The sequence below is a fragment of the Flavobacterium sp. genome (assembly GCF_031423415.1).
GTDB lineage: Bacteria > Bacteroidota > Bacteroidia > Flavobacteriales > Flavobacteriaceae > Flavobacterium.
This window is the reverse complement of the sequence record NZ_JANPFL010000100.1, coordinates 1-26,845: the sequence shown is the minus strand read 5'-3', so window position 1 is coordinate 26,845 and position 26,845 is coordinate 1. Positions and strand designations below refer to the sequence as shown.

General features: G+C 33.8%; 23 protein-coding genes. 7 read left to right on the top strand and 16 right to left on the bottom strand.

Annotated features, from left to right (window positions below; translation table 11 throughout):
* The 3 genes from RMO83_RS08860 to RMO83_RS08850 all read right to left on the bottom strand — a co-directional run.
* The coding region (locus tag RMO83_RS08860) for a gamma-glutamyltransferase (RefSeq protein ID WP_310559318.1) at nucleotides 1–1,759 on the bottom strand (1,759 nt) is incomplete at its 3' end.
* Nucleotides 1,760–2,183: 424 nt separating this feature from the next.
* The gene (locus RMO83_RS08855) at nucleotides 2,184–5,000 is read right to left on the bottom strand and encodes a starch-binding protein (protein ID WP_310559317.1); all 2,817 of its coding nucleotides are present in this window, start codon (nucleotides 4,998–5,000) and stop codon (nucleotides 2,184–2,186) included.
* A 200-nt stretch (nucleotides 5,001–5,200) separates the two neighbouring features.
* Nucleotides 5,201–6,424, bottom strand: coding sequence for an aminotransferase class I/II-fold pyridoxal phosphate-dependent enzyme (locus tag RMO83_RS08850; RefSeq protein WP_310559316.1), 1,224 nt, complete (start codon nucleotides 6,422–6,424; stop codon nucleotides 5,201–5,203).
* Between the two features lie 179 nt (nucleotides 6,425–6,603).
* Here RMO83_RS08850 and RMO83_RS08845 point away from each other — a divergent pair, with 179 nt between their 5' ends.
* The 3 genes from RMO83_RS08845 to RMO83_RS08835 are packed head-to-tail and all read left to right on the top strand — an operon-like array spanning nucleotide 6,604 to nucleotide 7,646.
* Nucleotides 6,604–7,062 carry an Lrp/AsnC family transcriptional regulator gene (locus RMO83_RS08845; protein ID WP_310559315.1) on the top strand — a complete coding sequence of 153 codons (459 nt, stop codon included), beginning with the start codon at nucleotides 6,604–6,606 and terminating at the stop codon, nucleotides 7,060–7,062.
* Nucleotides 7,063–7,120: 58 nt separating this feature from the next.
* A complete protein-coding gene (locus tag RMO83_RS08840; RefSeq protein WP_310559314.1) occupies nucleotides 7,121–7,366 on the top strand; it encodes a hypothetical protein in 246 nt (81 codons plus the stop codon).
* A complete protein-coding gene (locus RMO83_RS08835; RefSeq protein ID WP_310559313.1) occupies nucleotides 7,356–7,646 on the top strand; it encodes a type II toxin-antitoxin system RelE/ParE family toxin in 291 nt (96 codons plus the stop codon). The genes RMO83_RS08840 and RMO83_RS08835 overlap by 11 nt, the downstream gene beginning before the upstream one ends.
* Before the next feature lie 39 nt (nucleotides 7,647–7,685).
* Here the strand turns inward: RMO83_RS08835 and RMO83_RS08830 are convergent, their stop codons facing one another.
* Complete coding sequence (locus RMO83_RS08830; protein WP_310559312.1) at nucleotides 7,686–9,095, bottom strand: T9SS type A sorting domain-containing protein; 1,410 nt, start codon at nucleotides 9,093–9,095, stop codon at nucleotides 7,686–7,688.
* Nucleotides 9,096–9,212: 117 nt separating this feature from the next.
* Here RMO83_RS08830 and lpdA point away from each other — a divergent pair, with 117 nt between their 5' ends.
* Complete coding sequence (lpdA, locus tag RMO83_RS08825) at nucleotides 9,213–10,616, top strand: dihydrolipoyl dehydrogenase (RefSeq protein WP_310559311.1); 1,404 nt, start codon at nucleotides 9,213–9,215, stop codon at nucleotides 10,614–10,616.
* A 79-nt stretch (nucleotides 10,617–10,695) separates the two neighbouring features.
* On the opposite strand, the gene RMO83_RS08820 is transcribed toward lpdA, so the two are convergent.
* Nucleotides 10,696–11,076 carry a DoxX family protein gene (locus RMO83_RS08820; protein WP_310559310.1) on the bottom strand — a complete coding sequence of 127 codons (381 nt, stop codon included), beginning with the start codon at nucleotides 11,074–11,076 and terminating at the stop codon, nucleotides 10,696–10,698.
* A 95-nt stretch (nucleotides 11,077–11,171) separates the two neighbouring features.
* Between RMO83_RS08820 and RMO83_RS08815 the strand changes: the two genes are divergently transcribed.
* From RMO83_RS08815 to RMO83_RS08805, 3 genes are read left to right on the top strand one after another with little or no spacing between them, the layout of a single operon-like run.
* Entirely contained in the window at nucleotides 11,172–12,458 is a 1,287-nt protein-coding gene (locus RMO83_RS08815; protein ID WP_310559309.1) for an anthranilate synthase component I family protein, read from the top strand.
* A 27-nt stretch (nucleotides 12,459–12,485) separates the two neighbouring features.
* Complete coding sequence (gene tilS / locus RMO83_RS08810; protein ID WP_310559319.1) at nucleotides 12,486–13,796, top strand: tRNA lysidine(34) synthetase TilS; 1,311 nt, start codon at nucleotides 12,486–12,488, stop codon at nucleotides 13,794–13,796.
* Nucleotides 13,796–15,811: a thioredoxin family protein gene (locus RMO83_RS08805; protein WP_310559308.1), complete on the top strand. Its 2,016-nt coding sequence runs from the start codon at nucleotides 13,796–13,798 to the stop codon at nucleotides 15,809–15,811. The genes tilS and RMO83_RS08805 overlap by 1 nt, the downstream gene beginning before the upstream one ends.
* 268 nt (nucleotides 15,812–16,079) lie before the next feature.
* Here RMO83_RS08805 and RMO83_RS08800 read toward each other — a convergent pair whose 3' ends face one another.
* From RMO83_RS08800 to RMO83_RS08750, 11 genes are all read right to left on the bottom strand, one after another.
* On the bottom strand, nucleotides 16,080–17,405 hold the full coding sequence (locus RMO83_RS08800; protein ID WP_310559307.1) for an ammonium transporter: 1,326 nt from the start codon (nucleotides 17,403–17,405) through the stop codon (nucleotides 16,080–16,082).
* Nucleotides 17,406–17,895: 490 nt separating this feature from the next.
* Nucleotides 17,896–18,657 carry a tryptophan synthase subunit alpha gene (trpA, locus tag RMO83_RS08795; protein ID WP_310559306.1) on the bottom strand — a complete coding sequence of 254 codons (762 nt, stop codon included), beginning with the start codon at nucleotides 18,655–18,657 and terminating at the stop codon, nucleotides 17,896–17,898.
* Nucleotides 18,658–18,717: 60 nt separating this feature from the next.
* Nucleotides 18,718–19,047 carry a gamma-glutamylcyclotransferase family protein gene (locus RMO83_RS08790; RefSeq protein WP_310559305.1) on the bottom strand — a complete coding sequence of 110 codons (330 nt, stop codon included), beginning with the start codon at nucleotides 19,045–19,047 and terminating at the stop codon, nucleotides 18,718–18,720.
* Nucleotides 19,048–19,058: 11 nt separating this feature from the next.
* Complete coding sequence (gene trpB / locus RMO83_RS08785; RefSeq protein ID WP_310559304.1) at nucleotides 19,059–20,240, bottom strand: tryptophan synthase subunit beta; 1,182 nt, start codon at nucleotides 20,238–20,240, stop codon at nucleotides 19,059–19,061.
* A 12-nt stretch (nucleotides 20,241–20,252) separates the two neighbouring features.
* A complete protein-coding gene (locus RMO83_RS08780) occupies nucleotides 20,253–20,876 on the bottom strand; it encodes a phosphoribosylanthranilate isomerase (RefSeq protein WP_310559303.1) in 624 nt (207 codons plus the stop codon).
* A gap of 81 nt (nucleotides 20,877–20,957) precedes the next feature.
* On the bottom strand, nucleotides 20,958–21,740 hold the full coding sequence (trpC, locus tag RMO83_RS08775) for an indole-3-glycerol phosphate synthase TrpC (protein ID WP_310559302.1): 783 nt from the start codon (nucleotides 21,738–21,740) through the stop codon (nucleotides 20,958–20,960).
* 59 nt (nucleotides 21,741–21,799) lie between these two features.
* Entirely contained in the window at nucleotides 21,800–22,168 is a 369-nt protein-coding gene (locus RMO83_RS08770; RefSeq protein ID WP_310559301.1) for a four helix bundle protein, read from the bottom strand.
* 13 nt (nucleotides 22,169–22,181) lie between these two features.
* The gene (gene trpD / locus RMO83_RS08765; RefSeq protein ID WP_310559300.1) at nucleotides 22,182–23,174 is read right to left on the bottom strand and encodes an anthranilate phosphoribosyltransferase; all 993 of its coding nucleotides are present in this window, start codon (nucleotides 23,172–23,174) and stop codon (nucleotides 22,182–22,184) included.
* Entirely contained in the window at nucleotides 23,175–24,011 is an 837-nt protein-coding gene (locus tag RMO83_RS08760; RefSeq protein WP_310559299.1) for a c-type cytochrome, read from the bottom strand. It lies immediately after the preceding gene.
* A gap of 128 nt (nucleotides 24,012–24,139) precedes the next feature.
* Nucleotides 24,140–24,706 carry an aminodeoxychorismate/anthranilate synthase component II gene (locus RMO83_RS08755; RefSeq protein ID WP_310559298.1) on the bottom strand — a complete coding sequence of 189 codons (567 nt, stop codon included), beginning with the start codon at nucleotides 24,704–24,706 and terminating at the stop codon, nucleotides 24,140–24,142.
* Between the two features lie 92 nt (nucleotides 24,707–24,798).
* Nucleotides 24,799–26,199, bottom strand: coding sequence for an anthranilate synthase component I family protein (locus RMO83_RS08750; RefSeq protein WP_310559297.1), 1,401 nt, complete (start codon nucleotides 26,197–26,199; stop codon nucleotides 24,799–24,801).
* Between the last annotated feature and the right edge of the window lie 646 nt (nucleotides 26,200–26,845).

Below are 26,845 nucleotides of genomic sequence, written 5' to 3'. Positions count from 1 at the left end.
GTACAATTTTAAGCTCCGATTCAACCAAATCAAGGAACAAATTGTTTTTTGGCTTAATTATTTGTTCAACTTCTATCCTGAAAATAATATTCCTATTTTTGTGGAAATTAAAAATAGCTCTTTTTAAGGGTTGACTAGTTAGAAAACTTGGTGCTTCACAAGCCTCTTGAACAGTCATATTAAAGTCAACCATATTTAAGAAAAATTGAATAAGCAGTTGGTCTTGTTCATCACCAGCTTGTTTAGCAAAAGAAAGAAATGGTTTGCCATCCTTTAAAGCTAGAGTTGGAGTGAGTGTTACTCTTGGACGTTTTCCTGGTGCTACTACATTGAAAGGGTTTTCTTTTTCATCGAGAACAAAACTTTGCATGCGTTGGCTCATTCCAATACCTGTTGTGCCGGCAATACAAGCTGGAACCCAACCGCCGCTTGGTGTAACCGAAACGACCCATCCTTCTTTGTCTGCCGCCTCAATGGAAGTTGTTCCTGCTGTAAAATCTTGAAAATACTGCTCTATTAGAGGTTTGTTTAAATCAAAATCAACATTTCCAAAAGATTTCAGCGTGTTTTGAAAAGGATTAATTTCCCCTTGGTATGGATATGGATCTCCTGGACCAATATTTGGATTATTTTTGTTTGGGTCTATTAGTTTACTACGATCTTTTGCATAGTCTTTAGACAATAATCCTTTCATTGGTTCGTCTGGACCAAAAGCAGGGTCACCGTAATAAAAATCTCTATCGGCAAAAGCCAAATTCATCGATTGGTATAAAGTATGAATGTATCGAGTTGAATTGTACCCCATATTTTTCAAATCGAAGTTTTCTAAAATGTTTAATGTTTGTAACATTACTGGACCTTGACTCCATTGTTGCAATTTATAAACCTCAATGCCTTTGTAATTAGTTGATAAAGGTTCTTCTATTTTTACTTTCCATTGTGCTAAATCTTCCTTGGTTATCAAACCGCCTTGCTCTTGACAACTACGAGCATATTCAGCAGCAATATCACCATTATAAAATCGGTTGTATGCTTCATAAATTGCATCCTTTCGAGATTTTCCATTTTTTAAAGCAAGTGTTTCGGTGTCAACAAGTTTTTGTAACGTTTTGAGTAAATCTGTTTGGACAAAAATTTCCCCAGCTACAGGCGCTTCTCTAGTTTCTCCTAAATGAGTAAGAAATACTTTTTTAGAATAGGGCCACGATTTTATTCGTTCTTTTTCACGTTCGATGGAATTTGCTGTTTGAGCCTCAATAGGATATCCTTCTGCCATTTGCATTGCTGGAGCTAATACTTCTTTTAAACTCATCGTTCCATATTCTGCAAGCATCGTCATTAATCCTCCAGCTGTGCCTGGAGTTACCGCAGCAAGTGCTCCATATTGTGGAGGATATTTCATTCCTTTGTCTTTGAAAAAATTTGGTGTTGCACCAGTTGGAGCAACTCCTAAAGCATTTATAGCAATCACTTTTTTAGTTTTCGGATTGTAGATAAGCGCTTGTGTTTCTCCACCCCAACTCAACACGTCCCACATTGTACAGGTAGCTGCTAGCATAGCACAAGAGGCATCAATAGCATTACCGCCTTTAGAAAAAATCATCGCACCGGCGGTTGCAGCAAGAGGTTTGCCTGTTATTGCCATCCAATGTTTTCCGTGTAATGGAGGTTTTTGAGTAGTTATCGGGAAGTTGTTAAAAGACTGAGCACTAGAAACTAATGTAATTATAAAACTGAGAAGGATGACTATTTTTTTCATTTATCGGATTGGGTTAGTTTATGGATTTTTTATGCTTAAATCTTTCAAAAAAATAAATCTAGTATTTTTTATAAATGTACAAATCAATTTTAAAAATGCCACTTTATTATTTTGTTTTATAGCAAACGTTTGTTGACTTGTTCTTATCCTTCTAAAAAAAAATTCATTTAATTCTTCGATCACCTTTTTGTATTCGATTTACAATAGAATTAACCTTTTCTGCTTGTCATTTGATATACAAGAAATTGAATTTATAATGAGAAAATAGCTTTTGATAAAGGTGCTTTCAGAGAAAAAAACTGTTTAATTCTTGATTACCAATTTATGAAAATGTATTTTTTTTATATATATATCACTCACTACTGTAAATAAAAAAGGAGGCAATCACAGAAATATGATTGCCTCCTTTTTTTAAGAATTCAATTTATTTTTTTATGATTTTTTCGGAAATTGTTTTTTTATCCTCCGTTATCATTTTTATAACATAAGTACCTGGTGTCAAATCACCTAATTCAATTTGCTGGTTAGTTCCAATACTTTGAAATGAAACTAAAGTGCCTTTGATGTCAAAAACTCCGGCTTCAGCTACTTTTTCTTTAGAACTTATTTTTATGGTTCCATAAGTTGGATTGGGATATAGTATAAAATCATTAGTAATGATTTCTTTATCTGAAATGGATAAAGTGACACTATTATAACTTGAATCAAACCATTTATCGGCGGTAATTCCTGTCAAATCTGGACTTTGAATGTTGCCGGCTTGGTTTCTGAAAATTACATTTACTGAAGTGACACCAGTGAAAGTATATTTATACCAACCATTGGCATCAGCTGTCATCGGAATGGATTGTGACCAAGAAATCGAAGGAACAGCTCCAGCAGGCAATGCCAACCAATAATAGATTTTTGGAATGCCCCAATTTGCCAAAGGTTTAAAATAAACAGTAATTGGGCTTATGTCTCCTATAGAATACTTTTGAGTGGCTGTGCTTTGGTTTCCATCAGCATCAACTGCTAAAATATTGAAAGTTGTCGTTGTCGTGATGTTTATCGTTTTGGTCGAAACAAAACTTGGGGATGCTATAGTTGGCATGCTTCCATCGGTAGTGTAATATACTTTTGGGCTTGGGTCATTAGAATCTGTTGCGGTGATGATTACATCGATAGGAGTTGCCGAATAATTTGATGATGGTAAAAAAGTGATTTTTGGCGCTACATCTAAATTTTTTCCAACCCAAACGTGCTGAATTTTCGATTTGGTTACATTTCCATTTTTATCGGTAACTTCAACGTAATAATCCAATAGTTTTTCAGATATTCCAGCAATTTCAGCATAATATTGATTGGAGATAACTGTGGGTAACATATATAAATCTGCTTGCGTGTTGCTTGTAATGTTTCCCTTTGGAAAAATTCTTTCAGCCATTGGCAAAGTGACCCAACTTCCTACATCGTTTCCGCCAGCATAAGTTTCGTTGTGATTTGAGTTAAGATTATTTTTGCCATCAGAATCAATTCGATATTTCAATTCTGATTTTAGAATACCACTAACATCATAAGCAAAAGTATAAACGGTAAAATCAGCAGAATTTAGGAATTCTTTGTAGCCATATGGTGCTCCATATCCTTTTTCTCCAGGATTATAAGGCCATCGTTGTGGAATAAATACAGAAGGTTTGGTGTTGTCAACTCCCGGATGAGCGTCCAATGTTGGTTTTGCAAACTGAACACAACGATTCACAGCCAGCGTTGTTTTTATTTCCAAATCTTCGGCTAGACCATAATAGGCATTCCCACTATCGTAACCTGCCATTAGGAAGTGCCAAGCTTTTTCGGCTGGACTTATTGCAGCGGTTGGATTTACAATTTCGCTCATTCGAAGATTATTACCTTCTAATTGTTCCGCCATAATAGCATGATTTTCGCCAGCGGTTGTGATGGCTTGGTTCATCATATCCTCAGTCCAACCTGTGGGATTGAATTTGTAGTTTGAATCATAAAACGGCCAAATCCAATTTGTAAATTGTGGATGACCAAAATCACCATCAGCATTTACCCATGATCCATCTTCAACATGTACGACATCAGAATCCGAAACGGGGTGGTCTTTTAGATATTGTGGAATTGTTGTGGGAACATAACCAGCAGAAGCCGCAGCGTGCGAAAATCCGGTTACCGATTCATTATAATAAGACGATCCTCCGCCCCAAGCATTATCACCATCGTGTGCAAATAAAACCAAAGGTGGTCTTGCAGAAGTTGGAGCCTGAGCAGCAATTGGAGCGATTAAGTTGGTTCCAATGGCAGAATAGCCGTCTTCGTAACTTTCGTAATCAGCCATTGGAACTACTGTAATTTTATATTCTTGAGCAGTTTCAGGATCTATATATTTTGACTTGTAAGGAAGATAGCAATAGGGAACAGCAAATTGTCCTCCACGAGCATCTTTTTGTGCTGAAAACCAATTCGTTCCGTTGGTCTCAACGCGATCGGCTTTGTTTGGATAATCACACATAGAGCCTCCAGAACCGGCTTTTATAGGATAATTATTTAATGTTCGGGCCAAATGACTGTTCGCAATCACAGACCATTCAATACCACATTCCGTCAAGGTTTTGATAATTCTTTCAGAAAAAGCACATTCTGCAGGCCAATATCCTTTGGAATCGTGTGATCCAAATAATTGTTTTGAATAATATTGGTGGGCTTTTATTTCTTTAGTTAAAGATTCATCGCTTAATAAGGGTGAAAGCGCATGATGCATCGTAAAAGAAACCATTTCCATTCTCGGAAAATTTCCGGAGGTTTTCCAAGATTTTGCATCTTTTATGTTCTGAATCCAAGTATTTGAATAGCCCCATTGATTGGCTTGCGCCAATGAATTTACATTCTCTAACAAGGAGCCGCCATAAGTGATTTGAGCTCCAGATTCAGGTAAATCTCGGATGGAATTGATGGCATTTTTTGGAGCGTATTGATAGGCTGCCACTCGATCACCTGTACCAAATATTTCTTGAAGATTATTGGTTGGATGGGCTAAACCATTCACATCATTATTCCCTCCAGAATTCTTTAAATCCTGAGACTCTTTGACTGTTTGATATCGATTTGGATTAATTTTACTAACATCGCCCCAATAGGTTGGTTGGTGTAAATGCCACAAATACGTTGTGTGCACTTGTGCTTGAGAATAAAAAAAAGAAGTTAAAAAGAGAAATAGAAAGAGTATATTTTTTGTCATTATTAAAATTGTTGGTTATTTTTTTATTTTTCGACAGATAAATTTACAATAAAAGCTGAGTTGGATTTGCATTTATTTTTCAGTGAGTAAGCTATTACGTTATAGTGTTTAAAACTTTCTCTTTTATGATTGTAATAAATACAAAAATCCGTTTAAAAATGGTTTTCAAACGGATTGAAACAAACTTGAAATAAACTAAATTAAAGCATATAAATTTGTTCTGACTGAAGAATTCTCAATTCAATCATACAGTCTTTCATCATTTGATAGGTTCGTTCTATATTATTGTCCAATCCAATAGAAAAACGGATTAAACCATCTGTCAACCCCATTGCTACTTGTTCATCTAATGGAATTTCACTTGATGTGGAAGTTCCAGGCGCGCTAAACAAGGTTTTATAAAATCCTAAACTCACAGCTAAGTAACCTAGTTTTTGGCTTTGCATCAGCTCCATCAATTCATTGGCTTTGTCCAAAGTGCCAACATCTATGGTCATCATTCCACCAAAACCATATTCAGGATTAATCATATTTTTATATAAATGATGACCCGAATGACTTCTCAAACCGGGATAGACAACCTTTAAACCGTCTTTCTCGAAACGCTGTGCCAGATACATTGCATTATAACTGTGTTGTTTCATTCGGATGTGCAGCGTTCTCAGATTTTTCATCACACTTGCTGAACGTAAACTATCCATTGTTGGTCCCAAAAGCATACTGGCTCCATTATTCACATTCTTCAAACTATCAATAAATTCCTGCGAAGCACAAGTCACGCCACCAAGCGTATCACTACTTCCGTTGATGTATTTTGTCAAGCTATGAATGACAATATCGGCACCTAATTTTGCTGGAGAAACCGATAAAGGAGAAAAAGTATTATCGACAACCAGTTTAATATTTTGTTTCTTTGCAATTTTTGCCAAACCAGAAATGTCGGCGATTTCGAGCAATGGATTACTTACAGTTTCACAATACAAAACTTTGGTATCAGCCGTAATTGCTGCTTCGACTTTATCCATTTTTGTAATATCAACGAAGGTTGTTTTAATGCCTAATCTTGTAGCAAAATTTTTCAAAAAGGCATAGGTTCCACCATAAATAGTTCGGCTCGAAACTATATGATCTCCAGAACCACAAAGTTGTAAAAGAGTAGGAGTGATGGCGCCCATTCCTGAAGCGGCAACATTAGCAGCTTCTGTACCTTCCATTGCGGCTAATGCTTGGCCTAAATACAAATTACTTGGAGAAGAATGACGCGAATACAAATAGCAACCATCGACATTGCCTTCAAAAGTATCGAACATCGTTTTGGCTGACAGAAAAGTATAAGTTGAACTGTCTGAAATAGAAGGATTTACTCCTCCAAACTCCCCAAAGTATTGTAAATCTTGAATATCATCTGCTGGATTGAATTTCATCTTTTTGGTTTTTTAGTATTTGAAATTCAAAGTTCAATATTATAAGGTTAAAAATCAATACTATTCAAAATATTTAGATTTTAAAACTATTTATTATTAAATATTTAAATAAATTTTCTATATTTATCACCATATTTAAATTATATCAGTTTATTTTTCAAATCTTAAAATTTATACCAATGGCTTTAGATTCAATCGATAAAAAATTGCTTTTTCTGTTGCAAAATGATTGCAAAAAAACGACTGCAGCCCTGTCTTTAAAACTGGATTTATCAGTAACTGCCGTTTACGAACGCATCAAGAAATTAGAGAGAGAGGGTATTATTGATAAGTACGTAGTTTTGGTTAATCGCTCAAAAGTTGAAAAAGGTTTTGTGGTTTTTTGTCATCTTAAACTCATTCAGCATACCAAAGAATTTCTGACCAAATTTGAAAGTGAAGTGGTCAAGCTTAAAGAGGTTTTAGAATGTCATCACGTGAGTGGTGATTACGATTATATTCTTAAAATTTTATTAAAAGATATGCAAGCGTACCGAGAATTTTTGGTTAATAAACTCACTGCATTGGAACATATTGGAAGCACGCATAGCACTTTTATGATTAGTGAAGTGAAAAATACAACGGTAATTGAGATTTAGAAATTAATTATAAAAATAGTAAATATAATTTCTTAAATTTGGTTTAAATAATATTCAAATGGAAACCAAAGAATTAAGAAAAAAACTCATATTAGATTTCAGTAAATTTATTCAGGACGACACTAAACTCGATGTTCTTGAGGGAGTTTTTGATGCAATTAATAATGATGAAACGGCTGCTGCAGTTTCGGATGAGCATTATCTTAAAGTCGAAGAAGCCAGAACTGAATACTTTTCTGGAACAAATTCAGCCAGTTCTTGGGACGAAGTGGAACATCGTTTGAATACAAAATATGGTTTTTAAGATTGTTATTTCAGTATTAGCAGAATCCGAAATAGAGGAAACCATCGAATTTTATGAGAATAGGAAAAAAGGTTTGGGAAAACAATTTTTGGAATATTTTAGAGGATATTTGAAAATCTTAAAAACCAATCCTGAGTTATTTTCGATTAAAAAGCCTCCATTATACAGAGAATTAGCACTCAAAAAATTCCCTTTTGTGATTATTTATGAAATATTTCAGAACGAGGTTATTATTTATTCAGTTTTCCATACTTCAAGAAATCCAACAAAAAAGCCGTAATTTAACAAAATTGCTATTAAATTTTGATTATGTTTCTAATTAAAATTTAATGAATTTTTGTGTTGATTTTCCGTTCTCGCTTTCAATCGAAATAAAATAAGTTCCTGCCTTTAATTCACTGACATCAATTGTAGAACTAGTATTTATGATTTTTAGTAATTGCCCTAAAGTGTTATAAATGATTGCTTTTTGGACTATAATTTTATCATTAGTACTAATATTTAAAATAGTATTTGTTGGATTTGGAAATACAATGCTGTTGTTTTTTGATTCAAAATTTAAGTTACCCATTGAAGAGGGAACAATAATTTTAGAGCACGTAGTACCAGTATATACAATTACATTTCCACTAGTATTGTATTTATAGAACGATAAATTATTTTGTTCGCCCTCATCGACACAAATCGATAATAGTTGAGGATTGTTTTCTATAACAAAACCATAATTCAATAAATCTGGATCACTAGTTGTAAAAACATTGTTTTTTGTATTAATCGTCTGTATATTGGGGTTATTACTGCAAAATAGTTGTGTGACGGCTGTTTGTGAACAATCTAAATCTGTGATTAATGTATTAGAAGCATAAAATCGATTTAATTTTGATAATGAATTTAAATTAATAGTAGGTATTGGGTTATCACTAATATTCAAGCTGAATAAATTATTTATAATGGGAAAGGTTATTGTTGAAATTTGATTTGATGAAAAATCAAAATAAGTCAAATTTAATAAATTACTTATATTAAGATTACTAAGCTTATTTTTGTAACAATTAAGTTCAATGATAGAATTTATGACACCTAAATTTATTGATGTCAAAAGATTGTCATTACACATAATAACTTTCAAATTTGGAGTAGTACTAAAATCAAGGGAAGTAATTAAATTTTTACTACACCATACAGTTTCAAGAGCGGAATTATTATTAAAAGTTAAAGATTGTAGTTGGTTGCTGAAAATTAAAAGTTTAGTTAAACTAATTAAATTGTCTATGTTTATAGATGTTAATTGATTATCATTGAGATTTATTTCTTTTAACGAACTTAAATCAGAAAAGTTAACGCTTGAGATGTTATTTTTGCCTGCTTCTATATATTCTAAATTATTTAAACCTTGTAAATCTAAATTTATAATACTATTACCACGACAATTTAATTTTTTTAAATTTATAAAACTTTGAATTCCATCTAAGTTGACTATATCATTTGTTGTGCTCAAAAAATCGGACCAAAAATAAAGTTCATAAACATTTAAAGCTTCAGAAACTTCAATTTCTCCATTTCCGTTAGTATCAACAACTATATTGTTTCCAAAACTACCTTTTGCTATGGCATTGCCAGTATTCGCTGCTAATAGTCTAGCTTTAAAATTTGCATCCGAAAAATTAATTATCTGTGCATTCAAACTAAATCCAAAAATAATAGATAAAAGAAAGTATAATTTTTTCATAATAGTTTAATTTTCTTTCAAATTTAATGAATTTAGTTTTTATTATCAGTAAGATGGAATACAATTTTTGCAATTTTATTTCTTATTTTTGCAACACTAAAATTAAAAACACAAACTATGAGTTCATTTGACGTAGTCATTATAGGTTCTGGTCCGGGCGGATATGTTTCGGCCATTCGTTGCGCACAATTAGGTTTCAAAACTGCTATTATTGAAAAATATTCAACACTTGGCGGAACTTGCCTGAATGTCGGTTGCATTCCATCAAAAGCATTATTGGCATCCTCACATCAGTACAGTGAAATCGCCCATTTTGCAGAACACGGAATTGAAGTTGCTGGCGAAGTAAAAGTGAACTTAGAGAAAATGATTGCTCGTAAACAAGCTGTTGTGGACCAAACTTCGGGTGGCGTGAAATTCTTGATGGACAAAAATAAAATCACAGTTCTAGAAGGTTTGGGTTCGTTTGTAGATGCAACTCACATGGCTGTTACCAAAGCCGATGGAACTTCTGAAACTATCGAAGCCAAAAACATCATTATTGCAACAGGTTCTAAACCCTCTTCGTTGCCATTTATAAAGATCGATAAAGAAAGAATCATTACTTCAACCGAAGCATTGAAATTGAAAGAAGTACCAAAACATCTTGTTATCATTGGTGGTGGTGTTATCGGAATCGAATTAGGACAAGTGTATTTAAGATTGGGAGCACAAGTTTCAGTTGTAGAATTCATGGACAGAATTATTCCAGGAATGGACGCTTCATTGTCTAAAGAATTGACAAAAGTCTTGAAAAAACAAGGAATGAAATTTTACGTTTCCCACAAAGTGAAATCAGTGGAAAGAAAAGGAGACAATGTTACGGTTCAAGCCGAAAATGCGAAAGGAGAAACCATAACTCTTGAAGGCGATTATTCCTTAGTTTCTGTGGGTCGTCGTCCTTATACGGAGGGTTTGAATGCCGATAAAGCCGGAGTGAAAATTACAGATAGAGGAATGGTGGAAGTAAACGATCATTTGCAAACGAATGTTCCAAATATTTACGCCATTGGTGACGTTGTTCGCGGTGCAATGTTGGCTCACAAAGCCGAAGAAGAAGGAGCAATGGTTGCTGAAATCTTGGCGGGACAAAAGCCACACATCAATTATAATTTAATTCCTGGAGTAGTTTATACTTGGCCAGAAGTAGCTGCAGTTGGACAAACCGAAGAGCAATTAAAAGCTTCTGGTGTAGCATTCAAATCAGGAAGTTTTCCTTTCAAAGCTTTAGGACGAGCAAGAGCCAGCGGAGATTTAGACGGATTTGTAAAAATTCTTGCCGATGCAAAAACCGATGAAGTTTTAGGCGTTCATATGATTGGTGCCCGTTGTGCCGATTTAATTGCCGAAGCCGTAACTGCAATGGAATTCAAAGCCTCTGCCGAAGATATTTCAAGAATGAGTCACGCACATCCAACATTTGCCGAAGCCATCAAAGAAGCCGCATTAGCTGCAACGGACAATAGAGCGTTGCACGTATAATTAGAAATTAATTTCTTTTCATAACAAAAGAAACCCGTTCAATTGAGCGGGTTTTCGTTTATGATTTTAATACATGTAGTTAGCCTTTAGCAACAAACAAACTTTTATAATTACCCCAATGACTGTAAATTAAAAATAAGTTTCCTAAAAATACAAATAATGCAATAGGCATATTTTCGGGATTCAAGAAAAAATTGATTAACAAGATATTTAAAGTAACTGGTAAAATGATAAGATTAGCAAGGGTTACGTACCTGCCGCTAACAAATGACAATCCACAAAGAAATTCCAAGGATTTAGCCAAAGGAATTAAATAGGTAGACACCATTAAACCAGCGTTAAATGCTTTGAAGTTTTCATTCGAAGCAGGCTCAGGGGCTAAATGTAAAAAAAAGCTGATTGAGGTAAAAAGGAAAAGAAGTCCAAGTAAAGATCGGATAATAATGATTGCGATTTTCATAATATACGGATTTAGTGGTTAATTATAGTATAAATGTAACGAAAAATTTCATTAAAATTTATCGTATTTTTGAATTTCTAAAATATTTCAATTCTTTGAGAACTTCAGTTATAAAACATGTAGCCAATCCAATTCAATTCAAAAAACAAATATTGACTTGGGCACAGCAATTCCGGGAGGTCGTTTTTTTGGATAGCAATGATTATCCGCAACAGTATTCCAGTTACGATTGTATTCTTGCAGTCGATGCGTTTACGTCAATAAAAACCGATTATCACAACGCTTTTGAAGACTTGAAACAATACCAGCAAATTTCTAAAGATTGGCTTTTTGGCTATTTAGCGTATGATTTAAAAAATGATATTGAGATCTTAAACTCAAATAATTTTGATGGTTTAGATTTTCCGGATTTATTCTTTTTTCAACCTAAAAAAATATTTCTACTAAAAGGAAACCAACTCGAAATTCAATACCTCAATATGTGTGATGATGAAGTCGTAGAAGACCTGATCGCTATTGCTGGAACCCAACACCCAACACCCAACACCCAACATGCAATAAATATTATACAACGCATTTCAACAGAAAATTATCTCGGAAAAGTGTCTAATTTACTTGAACATATCCACCGTGGCGATATTTACGAGGCAAATTTCTGTATGGAATTTTTTGCTGAAAATGCCGTTATCAATCCGCTGGAAAAATTTCTGAAACTGAACAAAATTTCAAAATCTCCACAGGCAGTTTTTTTTAAAAACAATACACAATTTTTGCTTTCAGCTTCGCCAGAACGTTATATTAAAAAAGAAGGCGATCTACTGATTTCGCAACCTATAAAAGGAACAGCTAAACGTTTTTTGGATTCAATCGAAGATGAAAAATCAAAAAACCAATTAGCTTCTGACCCAAAAGAACGAGCCGAAAACATTATGGTTACAGATTTGGTTCGCAATGATTTGTCTCGAACAGCCCAAAAAGGCTCTGTAAAAGTCGAGGAGCTATGTGGCATTTATTCTTTCGAACAAGTGCATCAAATGATTTCGACTATCACTTCAAAAAGAGATAGCCAATATTCTGCTGTTGAAATAATTAAAACTACATTTCCAATGGGAAGTATGACGGGGACTCCAAAGGTTTCCGTACTCAAAATTATCGAAGAATTGGAAGAAACCAAACGAGGGTTGTATAGCGGAGCGGTTGGTTATTTTACACCAAACGGCGATTTCGATTTTAATGTTGTTATCCGAAGTATTTTGTACAATCAAGAAAATAAATATATTTCTTTTTCTGTAGGAAGCGCTATAACATCTCTTTCTATTCCAGAAAATGAATACGAAGAATGTTTGCTCAAAGCAAAAGCGATGCGTGAAGTTTTGGGTTAAATTCAAATGAATTTACTAAATTTGAATATGCAACAGAAATTCGAAAATCATATCGCTCAAAATTTCCCTTTTTTAATTGGAAAAAACCTTCTTTTGGCTACCAGTGGCGGTTTAGATAGTATGGTAATGCTAGATTTATTTCACAAATTACCTTTTGAAATTGCGATCGCGCATTGCAATTTTCAACTTCGGGGTTTAGAAAGTTTTGGCGACCAAAGATTTATTCAAGATTATGCCGAAACCAATGAAATTAAACTGTTTTTAACGCAATTTGATACCGAAGCTTTTGCCAATGATTATAAAATCTCTACTCAAGTGGCTGCTCGTGAGTTGCGGTACAGTTGGTTTTATGAGCTTTTGGAAACTGAAAACTACGATTATATTCTAACAGCGCACCACGCAGACGACAATTTAGAAACCTTCCTTATTCATCTTGTTCGAGGAACAGGAATTGACGGATTAACGGGAATTCTGTTACAAAACGGAAAAGTAATGCGGCCGCTTTTGATTTTTAATAGGTCAGAAATTGAACAGTATGCCAAAGAAAACGCAATCGAATGGCGTGAAGACAGTAGTAATGCATCGGATAAATACTTGCGAAATAAAATCAGACACAATTTAGTTCCCATATTTAAGGAATTAAATCCCGATTTTCTTGCTACTTTTCAAAAAACTCAAAATTATTTACAAGATTCCAAAGCAATGGTTGAAGATGCTTCTTTTTTGGTTTATCAGCAAGTAGCAAAAGAAAAAGGGACAGAAATTCATTTTGATTTAAATCAATTAAAAAAACTACCCAATTTTAAGTCGTATTTATACCATTGGTTCAACGGATTTGGATTTTCTGCTTGGGAAGATATTTACGAGTTGGTTGATGCTCAATCAGGTAAGCAGGTGTTTTCGAATGAATTTCGATTGTTAAAAAACAGGGATTTTTTGATTCTCAGCCCTTTAAATTCTGAAGATGACAATGAAGAGTATTTCATAAATAAAAATCAAAAAGACGTTAATGTTCCCTTAAATCTTTCGCTTTGTAAAGTGGCTGACATTTCAAACGTTTCGAATACTAGTATATTTGTCGATGAAGACAAGTTATGGTATCCTTTAGTATTGCGGCGCTGGAAAGATGGCGATATTTTTCAACCTTTTGGAATGGATGGAAAATCAAAAAAAGTTAGCAAATTTTTTAAAGACGAAAAATTGTCTTTAATCGAAAAAGAAAAGACCTGGCTCTTGTGTTCTGATAATGAAATAGTTTGGATTGTTGGTATTCGACAAGACGAACGTTTTAAAATAAAAAATACAACCAAAAATATACTTAAAATACAATTGAAATAATGAAGAAAATAATTTTTTCACTTCTTACTTTTTTGGCATTCGCCAATGGAAATGCGCAAATACTTGATCCTGTAAAATGGACGACAAAAATCGAAAAAAAATCGGAAACCAACTATGTGCTCTATTTCAACGGCGTTATTGAAAACGAATGGCACGTGTACTCCCAGTTTACACCAGATGGTGGACCATTGCCTTTGGAACTGATTTTCAAAAACCAAAAAGGAAATTTCAACTTAATCGGCAAAGCCAAAGAAGGGAAAACTACCACCGCTTACAATGATATTTTTGGTGTAAATGAGACTTTTTTTGTAAACAAAGCCCAAATTCAGCAAGAGATTTCTTTTACAAATCCTAAAACTAAAACTATTGAAGTTGGTTTAAATTATCAGGTTTGCAAAGATGTATGTATTAATTTAGAGAAGAAATTTAGTTTTGTAATCTCATCAGTTTCGCAAGCAGCCGTTTTGCCCATTCAAACTGATACTACTAATAACGAAGAAATCTCTTCAATACCAAAAGAAGTAGAAAAAGCTGTTGTTTCAGAACCAAAAGAAATAAAAAATCCTTCAAAACCAGGAAATCAAAAAGGATTATGGACAATTTTTATTTTGGCATTATTAGGAGGTATTGGTGCAACATTTACTCCTTGCGTTTACCCAATGATTCCGATGACAGTAAGTTTCTTTTTGAAACAATCAGAAAACAAAGCAAAAGGACGTTTTAACGCTGTTTTTTATGGGTTATGCATTATTTTTATCTGTTTTGCATTTACTATTCCGTTCCATATTTTTGAAGAGGTAAATAGAGATATTTTTTCTCAAATATCAACTAATGTTTATTTAAACATTTTCTTCTTCTCAATATTTGTAATATTTGCCATTTCATTTTTTGGAGCTTTTGAAATTACAATGCCTGCTAGTTTAACAAATAAAGTAGATAACGCATCAAATAAGGGCGGTTTATTAGGTATTTTCTTTATGGCGTTAACATTAATTATTGTTTCATTTTCCTGTATAGGTCCAGCATTAGGATTTGTATTTGGAACATCATTAAATTCTGATGGTGGCGCAATTATTTTATCAGTTGCAATGACTGCATTTGGTATTGGGTTGGCATTACCATTTATGTTTTTTGCATTAACGCCGAGCTTGTTGGGTAATCTTCCAAAATCAGGAGGATGGCTTAATACTGTAAAAGTTGTTTTTGGATTTATTGAACTAGCATTGGCATTTAAATTTTTATCAAATGCTGATATCGGAATGGATTTACATTGGTTAAATCGTGAAGTATTTATTGCTATTTGGATAGCGATTTTTGGAGCTTTATCTTTATATTTATTTGGAAAAATCACTCTTCCACACGACAGTCCATTAAATCATATCTCAGTTGGAAGATTGATACTTGGTTTAATTGTATTAGCCTTCACAGTATATTTAATTCCTGGACTTTGGGGTGCTCCTGTGAAACTTATTTCTGCATTTCCTCCACCGTTGACATATAGTGAAAGCCCGCAGGGGTTTGGAAATACAACAGCCGTAAATAATGACATTAATTTGCCAAAAGGAGCTGTTTATGGTGTGCATAATTTAATTTCTTATGAAAATTATAGTGAAGGTTTGGCTTATGCCAAAAAAGCGAATAAACCTGTACTTATTGATTTTACAGGGAAACAATGTGTAAATTGCCGTTTGATGGAAAATAATGTGTGGTCTGATGAAACAGTATTACGTATTTTAAGAAATGACATTGTCTTAATTTCATTGTATGGAGATGATAAAAGAGAGTTGCCACAAAGCGAATGGTACATTTCTGAAGAAAACGGAAATGAAATTAACACAATTGGAGAAAAATGGAGTGAGTTTCAAATTCAACGATTTAATAATAATTCAAGACCATTGTATGTTTTGTTAGATGCAAAAACTGAAAAAAAATTAATTGTTCCAATAGCATATACGCCAGACGTAGAAGAATATGAAAAGTGGTTAAAAACAGGGATTGCTGCGTTTAAGAAATAATTTTAAGAACATTAAATTTATTAAGCTTCTAGTCGGAAAAGGCTGGGAGCTTTTTTGTTGGTTTATAATAGGCAAACAAAGAATTATAACCTAGTCACGGTTAATCCCGAAATTTTTTTGGCGATGTTAAAAGAACATTTAACTTGTTTTCGGCGAAACTTAGATAGGTTTTACTTGTAACACTGCTATATAAAAGCATTTAGGGTATAAAAAAAACACGCTAAAAACGAATTTTTAGCGTGTTTCAAAAATTAAAAAAATGGTTTTTTTATAGGTATTCTCCGTGTTGAGAAATGTCTAATCCTAATTCTTCTTTTTCTTCAGTAACTCTTAGAGGAGTAATTTTATTTACGATGAAGAACAATGCATAAGAAACAACGAAAGCGAATACAGAAACAATAACTAATGCTTTCAATTGAATTAGAAACAAAGTAGGATCTCCGTAAATTAAACCTTGATTGTCACCCACAATTGCGTTTACTGATTTTGAAGCAAATACACCAGTCAAAAGCATACCAACCATACCACCAACTCCGTGACAAGCAAATACATCTAAAGCATCATCAATTTTACCTTTAGGGAATTTACTCACTACAAGATTACTTACAATACTAGCAATAAAACCAATAGCTAAAGCAGAAGGAATTGTTACAAAACCAGCAGCTGGCGTGATAGCAACTAATCCTACGACAGCTCCAATACAAGCTCCCATTGCTGAAAGTTTATGTCCAAGAATTTTATCCAAAAATACCCATCCCATTGCAGCAGCAGCAGCAGCAACTGTCGTTGTTCCTAAGGCTTGTGCAGCAAGACCTCCAGCTCCTACAGCAGATCCAGCATTGAAACCAAACCAACCGAACCATAGTAAACCAGTTCCTAATAATACATAAGTAATACGTGCAGGATTTGATTTTTCTGATTTTCTTTTTCCTAAGAACATTGCACCAGCAAGAGCAGCCCAACCAGCACTCATGTGAACTACAGTTCCTCCAGCAAAATCTAACACTCCCCATCCGAAGAATAATCCGTCAGGATGCCAAGTCATGTGACACAATGGCGCGTAAACGAATAATATGAATAAAACCATAAATAGCATATAGGCCCAGAAACGAACGCGTTCTGCAAAGGCTCCAGTTATCAAGGCTGGTGTAATGATGGCAAATTTTGCCTGAAATAAAGCAAACAAAAGAAAAGGAATAGTTGGAGCTAAATCCCAAGCTGTAGTAGCATTTACACCAGTAAAAAACATATTTGAAGTTGGATCCCCAATGAATCCACCTATTGATGGTCCAAAACACAATCCGAATGCAACTACAACCCATAGAACAGTAACAATTACCATTGCTATAAAACTCTGCAAGACCGTACTAATTACATTTTTCTTGCCTACCATTCCACCATAAAAGAATCCCAATCCAGGAGTCATTAACAATACAAGACCTGTAGCACATAACATCCAAGCTGTATCTCCAGTATCTAATTTTAATTCCACTACATGAGCACCTAGTACGGTTGATTCAGGGAATAAATAAATTGAAAAAATGGCTAATACCATAATTGTGATTAGAATCACACCTAAAATAATCTTTCGCATAATTTGGTTTTTTTGAGTTAAAAATTTTTATAAAAGTATAAAATCATTTTAAACCCCCATAAAAAATGTGACTTTAAGGTTAATTTTTATTAAATAAATATTTTACACCCTAAAAATTTATGGGTACAAGATAATAATTAGTAAAAATTTATAATTTGTTAATATAGATTTATCATAAATTTAAGAAAAGCAAAAAAATGAGTTGATTAAAACATCCGTATTATGATTTGAAATAGTGACATTTTGATTTAGTTTGTAAGAAGTATTTGTATTTTATTTAAATAAATTTTCTGATTATGTTAAAATACTAAAAATGATGTACTTTTTTCATTCCTTACTTTATAGATTCGTATCTTATATGTTAAACAGAATCTGTTTACAATATATAAAAATAACGCAAAAAAACCACAAATTCTCAACTTATACTAAGCTTTTAAAAGCTCAATTACTTGTGAATTTGCGGTTTGATAATTTATGAAATAGGACGAGCTTATCGAATTCCAGTAACAAACTCCTCAATACTTTCAACTCCTCTTTCGGTCAAGTTTTTGATAAAAGCACTTCCTATAATAGCACCTTTGGCGAATTGTGTGGCCTGATTGAATGTTTCCCGATTGCTGATTCCAAAACCGATGATTTGAGGATTTTTCAAGTTCATGTCGGCGATGCGTTTGAAGTAATCTTCTTGAATGCTTCCAAAACCGGATTGCGAACCAGTAACGCTTGCCGAGCTTACCATATAAATAAATCCGTCAGATACACTATCTATAAAATGAATACGCGCATCTGAAGTTTGTGGTGTAATCAGAAATATATTCTTGAGTCCATATTTCTCGAAAGTGGCTTTATATTCATCTGCATAAACATCAACAGGAAGGTCTGGAATAATTAAGCCATCGATACCTATTTCAGCACATTTCTGGCAGAAATTTTCCATACCAAATTGTAACATTGGATTATAATAACCCATAATAACCAGGGGAATTGATACTGTTTTTCGAATATCTATCAATTGGTCAAACAAAACTTGTGTGGTCATCCCATTGTATAAAGCTTGCGTAGAACTTTCCTGAATTGTAGGGCCATCGGCTAATGGGTCACTAAAAGGCAAACCGATTTCAATCATGTCGACACCATTTTTTTCTAAATCCTGAATGATTTTAACAGTATCATTTAAATTGGGATATCCAGCCGAAAAATAGATGGAAAGTATCTTTTTATTTTCTTGTAATTTTAAATTTATTCTGTTCATTTTTAGTTTTTATTATCAAAGTATTGCTTTTGTTATAGTGGAAAAAATTAAAAGTTAAATCTAATTTGCAACACTATACACCCAAGCTTTTTGGCTGGATTGTAATTGAACTTCCTCGCGTTTGTAATGTACTCCTTCGTAGAGATCAGCCTGATTTAATTCTTTTTCGGTAACTTCAAAAACAATTCCCTCAATGAAATCAGCTTCATTTTTGGTTTCTACAATAACTGGGTATTGAACAATTCCGAATTCTTCTTCGATTTTTATTCTTTTTAAAACGTATCCAACTAATTTTTCAGGAGTTCCTTGTAAAATTCGACCAAAAAGATTTTCTTGAACGTCTTCGTGTTGCAAACTGCCATAGGTAAATAATTTTATCAATGTGTTCATTTTGATTTATATTATAATTTAAAATAATCAATATAAGTATTCAAATCTTTGTCGCCTCGACCGGACAAATTAAATACAACAATGTCCGTTGGTTTGAACTTTTTTTGATCAAGAACTGCAAAAGCATGAGCACTTTCGATGGCAGGAATCAAGCCTTCCATTTGTGACAACGTCAAGCCCCATTGCATCGCCTGCTCATCGGTAATCGAGATAAATTCTGCTCTTCCTGTAGCAAATAAATTGGCGTGCATCGGGCCAACACCTGGGTAATCTAAACCTGCGGATATCGAATACGGTTCAGTAATTTGTCCGTCTACAGATTGCATTAGCAAAGTTTTACTTCCGTGTATAACTCCAATTTTACCTAATGCTGAAGTGGCTGCACTTTCACCAGAATCGACTCCCAAACCAGCAGCTTCAACAGCGATGAGATTCACGTTTTTGTTATCTAAAAAATGGTAAAAAGCACCTGCAGCATTGCTTCCGCCACCCACACAAGCAATAACATAATCAGGATTTTCCCGACCTTCTTTTTCTAATAGTTGCTCTTTAATTTCTTTGGAAGTTACACTTTGAAAACGTGCCACCATATCTGGATAAGGATGTGGTCCAACAACAGAACCAATAATATAATAAGTGTCAACGGGATTATTTATCCAATCGCGAATGGCTTCGTTTGTTGCATCTTTAAGGGTTCGCGAGCCCGAAAGTGCAGGACGAACTTCAGCTCCCAACATTTTCATTCGAGCCACATTTGGTGCTTGACGCTTGATATCGACTTCTCCCATGTACACTATGCATTCCAATCCCATCAAGGCACAAACAGTAGCAGTGGCTACGCCGTGTTGACCTGCCCCAGTTTCGGCAATAATTCTTGTTTTGCCCAATCGTTTGGCCAATAAAATTTGCCCGATGGTGTTGTTAATCTTGTGCGCACCAGTATGACACAAATCTTCTCTTTTTAGATAAACTTTTGTGTTGTATTTTTCGGATAGACGTGTTGCAAAATAAAGAGGAGTTGGGCGACCCACGTACTCTTTTAGCAGTAAGTCAAATTCTTTTTGAAATTCAGGTTCTGCAGTAACTTTTAAATACTGCTGGCGTAATTCCTCCACATTAGGATACAGCATTTCAGGAATGTATGCTCCTCCAAATTCTCCGTAATAGCCTTTTTCGTTAACGTTATAGCTCATTTAGTTTAAAGTTTAAAGTTTCAAGTTATTCTTAAAACTAGTTAATAATTCTATATTTTTTAGTCCAGGTTCGATTTCAAATTTACTATTAATATCTATAGCATAAATAGGTAAATTTGATTTTAATACTTGTTTAACCTTCTCTATTTCGTTTATTCCAATTCCACCACTCAAGAAAAAGGGTTTGTTTGACGAATACTGTTCTAATATTTTCCAATCGAAAGCGCTTCCGTTTCCGCCGGGTAATTTCCCTTTGGTGTCAAAAAGGTAGAAATCACACACATTTTCAAAAGGTTTTAGTTCTGCAAAATCAAAGGTATCTAAAATTGAAAATACTTTTATGACATCGATCAGGTTTGGTGTATTTTTTTTTAAAGATTCGCAAAATTCAACTGATTCACGACCGTGCAATTGAATAACTTGCAAATCATGACTTTTAATTTTTTCCAAAATGGCTTCTAAAGTTGCATTGACAAAAACGCCAACTTTTTTGATGGATCTGGGTAAATTTGGAATTTCTCCATCAAAATAACGTGCCGATTTCTCCCAAAATATAAATCCCATATAATCGGGTAGGAGCGAACCTACTTCGAGTATGTTTTCGGGATATTTCATTCCGCAGATTTTGAGTTTCATAATATGTTGTTTTTTAACACAAAGTTCGCAAAGAAGGCACAAAGTTCACAAAGCATTTTGTGCTAAGTGCTTCTTACGTGTTTAAATTAATTTTGAAATAAATTCACTTGCTGCTTTTCCTGCATTTTCTGTTTTCATAAAGTTTTCTCCAATTAAAAATCCTTTGTAACCGAAAGGTTTTAGTTCGTTGATGGCTTCGATTGACGAAATGCCGCTTTCAGAAACTTTCACAAAATCATTTGGAATTTGGTCAGCCAATTGTTTACTGAAATCCAAACTCACTTCGAAAGTTTTTAGGTTTCTGTTGTTCACACCAATCATATCCAAAGTAGGCATTATGGATTTTTGCAATTCTTCTGAATTATGCACTTCCAATAATACTTCTAGTCCTAAACCTTTGGCAAATTCCGATAAAGATTTGATTTCATCTCTGGTTAAAACTGCAGCAATTAATAGTATTAAATCAGCTCCGTGGGCTTTCGCTTCCAATATTTGGTATTCATCAACAATGAATTCTTTTCGCAATAACGGAATAGTAACCGATGCTCTTGCCAATAGTAAATCGTCCAAAGAACCACCAAAATATTTGCCATCGGTTAAAACCGAAATTCCACAAGCACCAGCATTCTCATATCCTTTTACCACTTCTTCCACTGTGAAACTATAATTGATTTCCTTTTTAGATGGAGAACGGCGTTTGTGTTCAGCGATGATTCCTGAGTTACTGTTTTTTAGATTTTGACTTAAAGAAATTGTCTTTTTACCAAAGAAAACAGAATTTTCCAATTGCGAAACAGGAATGATTGATTTCTTGAGAATGACCTCTCTTCTTTTGTCAATGATGATTCTATCGAGTATGTTCATTTGTTTTAATTTAAAGATTGAAAAATTTAAGGATTGAAAAATTCCAATCAGAATAAAAATTAGTCTTTGATTTTAGTGCTTAAATATTTTATAAAGTTTGATAAGTTTTGTGATATTTCGATACTTGTTTTATAACTTTCTTCAATTTCCATAGGAGTACAAAAACCAAGTTCACGTGATACTATTAACATACTTCGCACTTCCGCACAACTTCCTTTTGAAATTTTCAAATATCTGATGAGTTGCTTATTGTTATTGTATTCAGAGCCTTCTGCGATATTGTTGGTAATAGAAATAACAGCCCTTTTTATTTGGTCTTTAAAACCAAGCTCTTTTTCAAGTTCTTTTTTATTTAATAATTCAAAAACCAATTTTGTCAATAAAATTCCTTTTTTGTAAACTTCAAATTCTTCAAAAGATTTTGTCATAATTTTTAAATTTTTAAATGCTTAAATCTTTCAATTTTTTCAAAGCTCCCAATCCTTTTCCAGAGAATAGACTTTCTTTTGCCATTTCGAAACCTTTAAGTGGCGTGCATTTTGTAACGGTTGCAATTGCCATAGCTGCATTGGCACAAACCACGTTATTTTGAGGTTCGGTTCCTTTTCCAGAAATGATATTCATAAACATTGCTGCCGATTCTTCGATGGTTTTTCCGCCTTCGATTTCACTTTGTAGCAATTGTCGAACACCAAAATCTTCAGGATTTATGACACCTTCTATACTTTTTGTAATGGTTTTGGTTGGACAGGTCAAAGATACTTCATCGTAACCGTCTATTGAGTGTAAAATCGTAAAATTGAGATCAGTATTTTGATATAAATAGGCATACTTTCTAGCTAATTCGAGATTGTAAACACCAACCAATTGGTTTTTTGGAAAGGATGGATTGATCATTGGTCCCAACATGTTAAAAAATGTTCTTACACCTAACTCTTTTCGGATAGGCGCCACATTTTTCATGGCAGGATGAAATAAAGGTGCGTGTAAAATGCAAATTCCAGCTTGGTCAATACATTTTTCTAGAAAGTCATTATCATTGCTGAATTTTACGCCCAGCTTTTCCATTACATTACTCGAACCCGAAATAGAAGAAACGCCGTAATTACCATGTTTCGCCACTTTTATTCCTGCTCCAGCAGCCACAAAGGAGGCTAAAGTAGAAATGTTGAAAGTGTCTTTGCCATCGCCACCAGTACCACACAAATCGATGGTGTTGTAAGCAGATAGATCTACACGAATACAAAGTTCTAGCAAGGCTTCGCGAAAACCCGAAAGCTCTTCAATGCTAACGCTTCTCATCATATAAACGGTAAGAAAAGCTGCAATTTGGCTTGGATTATAACTTCCGTTGGAAATATTAAACAAAACATTTTTGGCTTCTTCTTTCGAAAGCATTTCGTGATTTATGAGTCTATTTAAGATAATTTTCATTTATATTTTCTTTTTATTTTCAGACATATATTTTAAATAATCAACAATTTCCTGGGATTGTTGTTTTGTAATTCCCAACGTTGGCATTGTTACTTTGTATCTAAAAGAAGCCGGATTAACAATATAATCGACGAGTTCTTTTTCTTTCCAATATTCGGTGACACTTTTCGGATAGTTTAGTTCTGGTCCCATTGTGCCTCCAATTGCGTTTATCGAATGACAAGTTAAGCACTGATTTTTGAATAAATTATAACCTGCTTCCAATTTTCTGTTTTTTAGGGGATACAATTCTAATGTTGATTTATTCAGTGGTTCCAAATATATTTTTACCAAATTATAAGGCCACTTATAACGAGTATCTTTTTCCGAAACTGAAGTGTAAACAATATAAAACGGTGCTGCATTCATTTCATTTCCATCTTTTACAATGGGTTCCCATTTATTTCCTTTTGGTGCATCTAAATCTTGAAATGCTAAGTATGGATTTGCGTTTAAAAATAATTCCAAAGGCATTTCGGGTTTGTAACCATCAATACATTCGAATACAATTTTCGTATTTTTTGGGTCAAGTTTGGTTAAATCAATTTCATTTTTAATCAATATTGCGGTGTTCACGGCTTTGTATTTCTTTGCTTTGTGATAAACAGGATCATTTATAATTGTTATGACAGTATCTTTTCCGAGTTTGTTTGATTTCTGTAAATCCAATAAATCCAACTTGATTTCCGGTTGGGAAATACTTTTTGCTTCTACTTCTTGCTCGTTCTTTTGGTTACAAGAGAGGAAGCTCAAAATAATGAGGCAAGAAATTAAGATATGGATTTTGACTGTTTTCATTTTATTTAAACACAAATGGCACTATGAATGCACGAAGAGCACTAACTTTTTTAAATTACGACAATGACCCGAAGGCGTATTTTTTTATTTAATTTTAGGACTGAACACTAAAAACTGATTACTGAACACTAATTTTTAAGCCAATTTTCTAAAATCTTCTTTCCGTTAGGTGTTAATACACTTTCTGGATGAAATTGCACGCCTCGAACATCAAATGTTTTGTGGCGCAAGGACATTACTTGTCCATTTTCGTCGAATGATGTGGCTTCTAAAACATCGGGCAAACTCGCATCGACCACCCAAGAATGATAACGTCCCACTTCGAATTCGTTACCTAAACCTTCAAACAAAAGTTCATCATCAACCGATGTTTTTACCATTGAGGAAACCCCGTGGTATACTTTGTCCAAGTTAGAAAGCGTTCCGCCGAAAACTTCCCCGATGGCTTGTTGGCCAAGGCAAACGCCGAGAATACTTTTTGTTGACGCGTATTTAGCGATTACAGCTTTCAACAAACCCGCTTCATCAGGAATTCCTGGTCCAGGAGAAAGTAATATTTTATCGAAATGACCAATTTGGTCAATATCAAATTCATCGTTTCTATAAACGGTAACTTCACAATCTAAATCTTCTAAATAATGTACCAAGTTGTATGTAAAGCTATCGTAATTGTCTATGACTAGTATTTTTTTCATTTTTTATTGAAAAATTAAAAGATTTAAAGATTGAAAAATTCTATTGTTTCAGCAATCTTTAAATGCTTAAATTATTAAATCTTTAAATTATTTTAAATTGTTTCTGCCAAATCCAAGGCTTTATTCAAAGCTAGTAATTTGTTATATACTTCTTGCATTTCGCTTTCTTCGTTTGAATCGGCAACAATTCCGGCTCCAGCTTGAGAATGCAATTGATGATTTTTGCTCAGAAAAGTTCGAATCATAATGGCGTGATTGAAGTTGCCTTTGAAATCCATAAAACCGATGGCGCCTCCGTAAAAATTGCGATTTGTTTTTTCGTAATCCTCTATCAATTGCATCGCTCTGTGTTTAGGTGCTCCGCTCAAAGTTCCTGCCGGAAAAGTATCGGCAACGACTTGCATCGTGGTGGCTTTTTCGTGTAAAATTCCTGTCACTTTTGAAACCAAATGGATGACGTGGGAGAAAAACTGAACTTCTCTATATTTTTCCACCTTTACACCGTGACCGTGACGGCTCAAATCGTTTCGAGCCAAATCGACCAACATTACGTGTTCGCTGTTTTCTTTTTTGTCTTCGGATAAATTTTTGGCTAGAACGGCATCTTTTTCGTCATCTCCAGTTCTTCTAAAAGTTCCTGCGATGGGGTGAATTTCCGCTTTGCGGTTTTTGACAATAATTTGGGCTTCGGGCGAAGAACCAAATATTTTGAAATCGCCATAATCAAAAAAGAATAGGTATGGGGATGGGTTAATGCTTCTCAATGCTCTGTAAACATTGAATTCATCGCCTTTGAAACCTTGGGTAAATCGTCTGGATAAGACCAATTGGAATACATCGCCACGGTAACAATGTTTTTTGGCCAAAGCCACATTTTCCTTGAATTCTTCATCAGTCAAGTTGGAAAAACCTTCTCCTTCTTTCGAGAATTTATACAAAGCTATATTTCGGGATTGCAATAATTGTTCGATTTCTGAAATGTTGTTTTTTCCATCCACACTATGACAGAAAATGTAGGCTTCATTTTTGAAATGGTTGATGGCAATTATGTTTTGGTAAACCGCATAATACACATCGGGAATAGTGTTGCTATTTTCTTTTTTGGCAATGGATACTTTTTCGAAATAACGAACGGCATCATACGAAATGTAGCCAAACAATCCGTTGTTGATGAATTTAAAATCGTTTTTCTCCGACTGGAATTGTCCCGAAAATTCTTGAATTACTTGTGGAATATCTGTTTTGGAATCTATCGAAAGTATTTCAGAGCTTCCATCGGGAAAGGTCTTGAAAATAGTTTCGTTTTCGATCTTTATGGAAGCAATTGGGTTGCAACAGATATAGGAAAAACTGTTATCGTTGCCATGATAATCGCTACTTTCCAATAGTAAACTATTTGGAAATTGATCTCTAATTTTCAGGTAAACGCTAACCGGAGTAATTGTATCGGCGAGAATTTGCTTGTAATTGGTTTGTAATGTATAGGTCTTCATATTTTAAATTTCTTTTTTGGCAGTACATAAAAAAAGGCTTGTCGTGATGACAAGCCTTTTATATTGATAGTTTATACTATAGGTGCTTTGTTCACGATGTCTGACGTAAATTATTCCACCACCAAGTATTGTTCAAATTTGTTTTCATTTGACAAATATATAAATCAAATTTGATTATTCAAACAGAATTCATAAAAAATACTGAACTTAAATTTGGTAATTTGTTTTTTGCTTTTACAAACTAATCCCTTTTTGGATTGTTTTTCTTTTCTCTTTTTTCTTCCTTCTTTTCCTTTGCGGTTTTAAGAGGCTCTTTTTTAACGGTTTTCTTTGCGTCTTGACTTTTTGCCATAATAAATATATTTAAAGGTTAACTTTTCTGTTTTAATGGAGTAAATATAAAGAAAATTCTTTTGAAGAAAAAGATTTTGATTTCTTTTTTATTTACTTGTTCTTAGTTTTTTTTCAAAAAAAAACTGACTTGATTCTATTTTAGTTGATTTATTAAGTAGTCAACCCTTAAAAAGAGCTATTTTTAATTTCCACAAAAATAGGAATATTATTTTCAGGATAGAAGTTGAACAAATAATTAAGCCAAAAAACAATTTGTTCCTTGATTTGGTTGAATCGGAGCTTAAAATTGTAC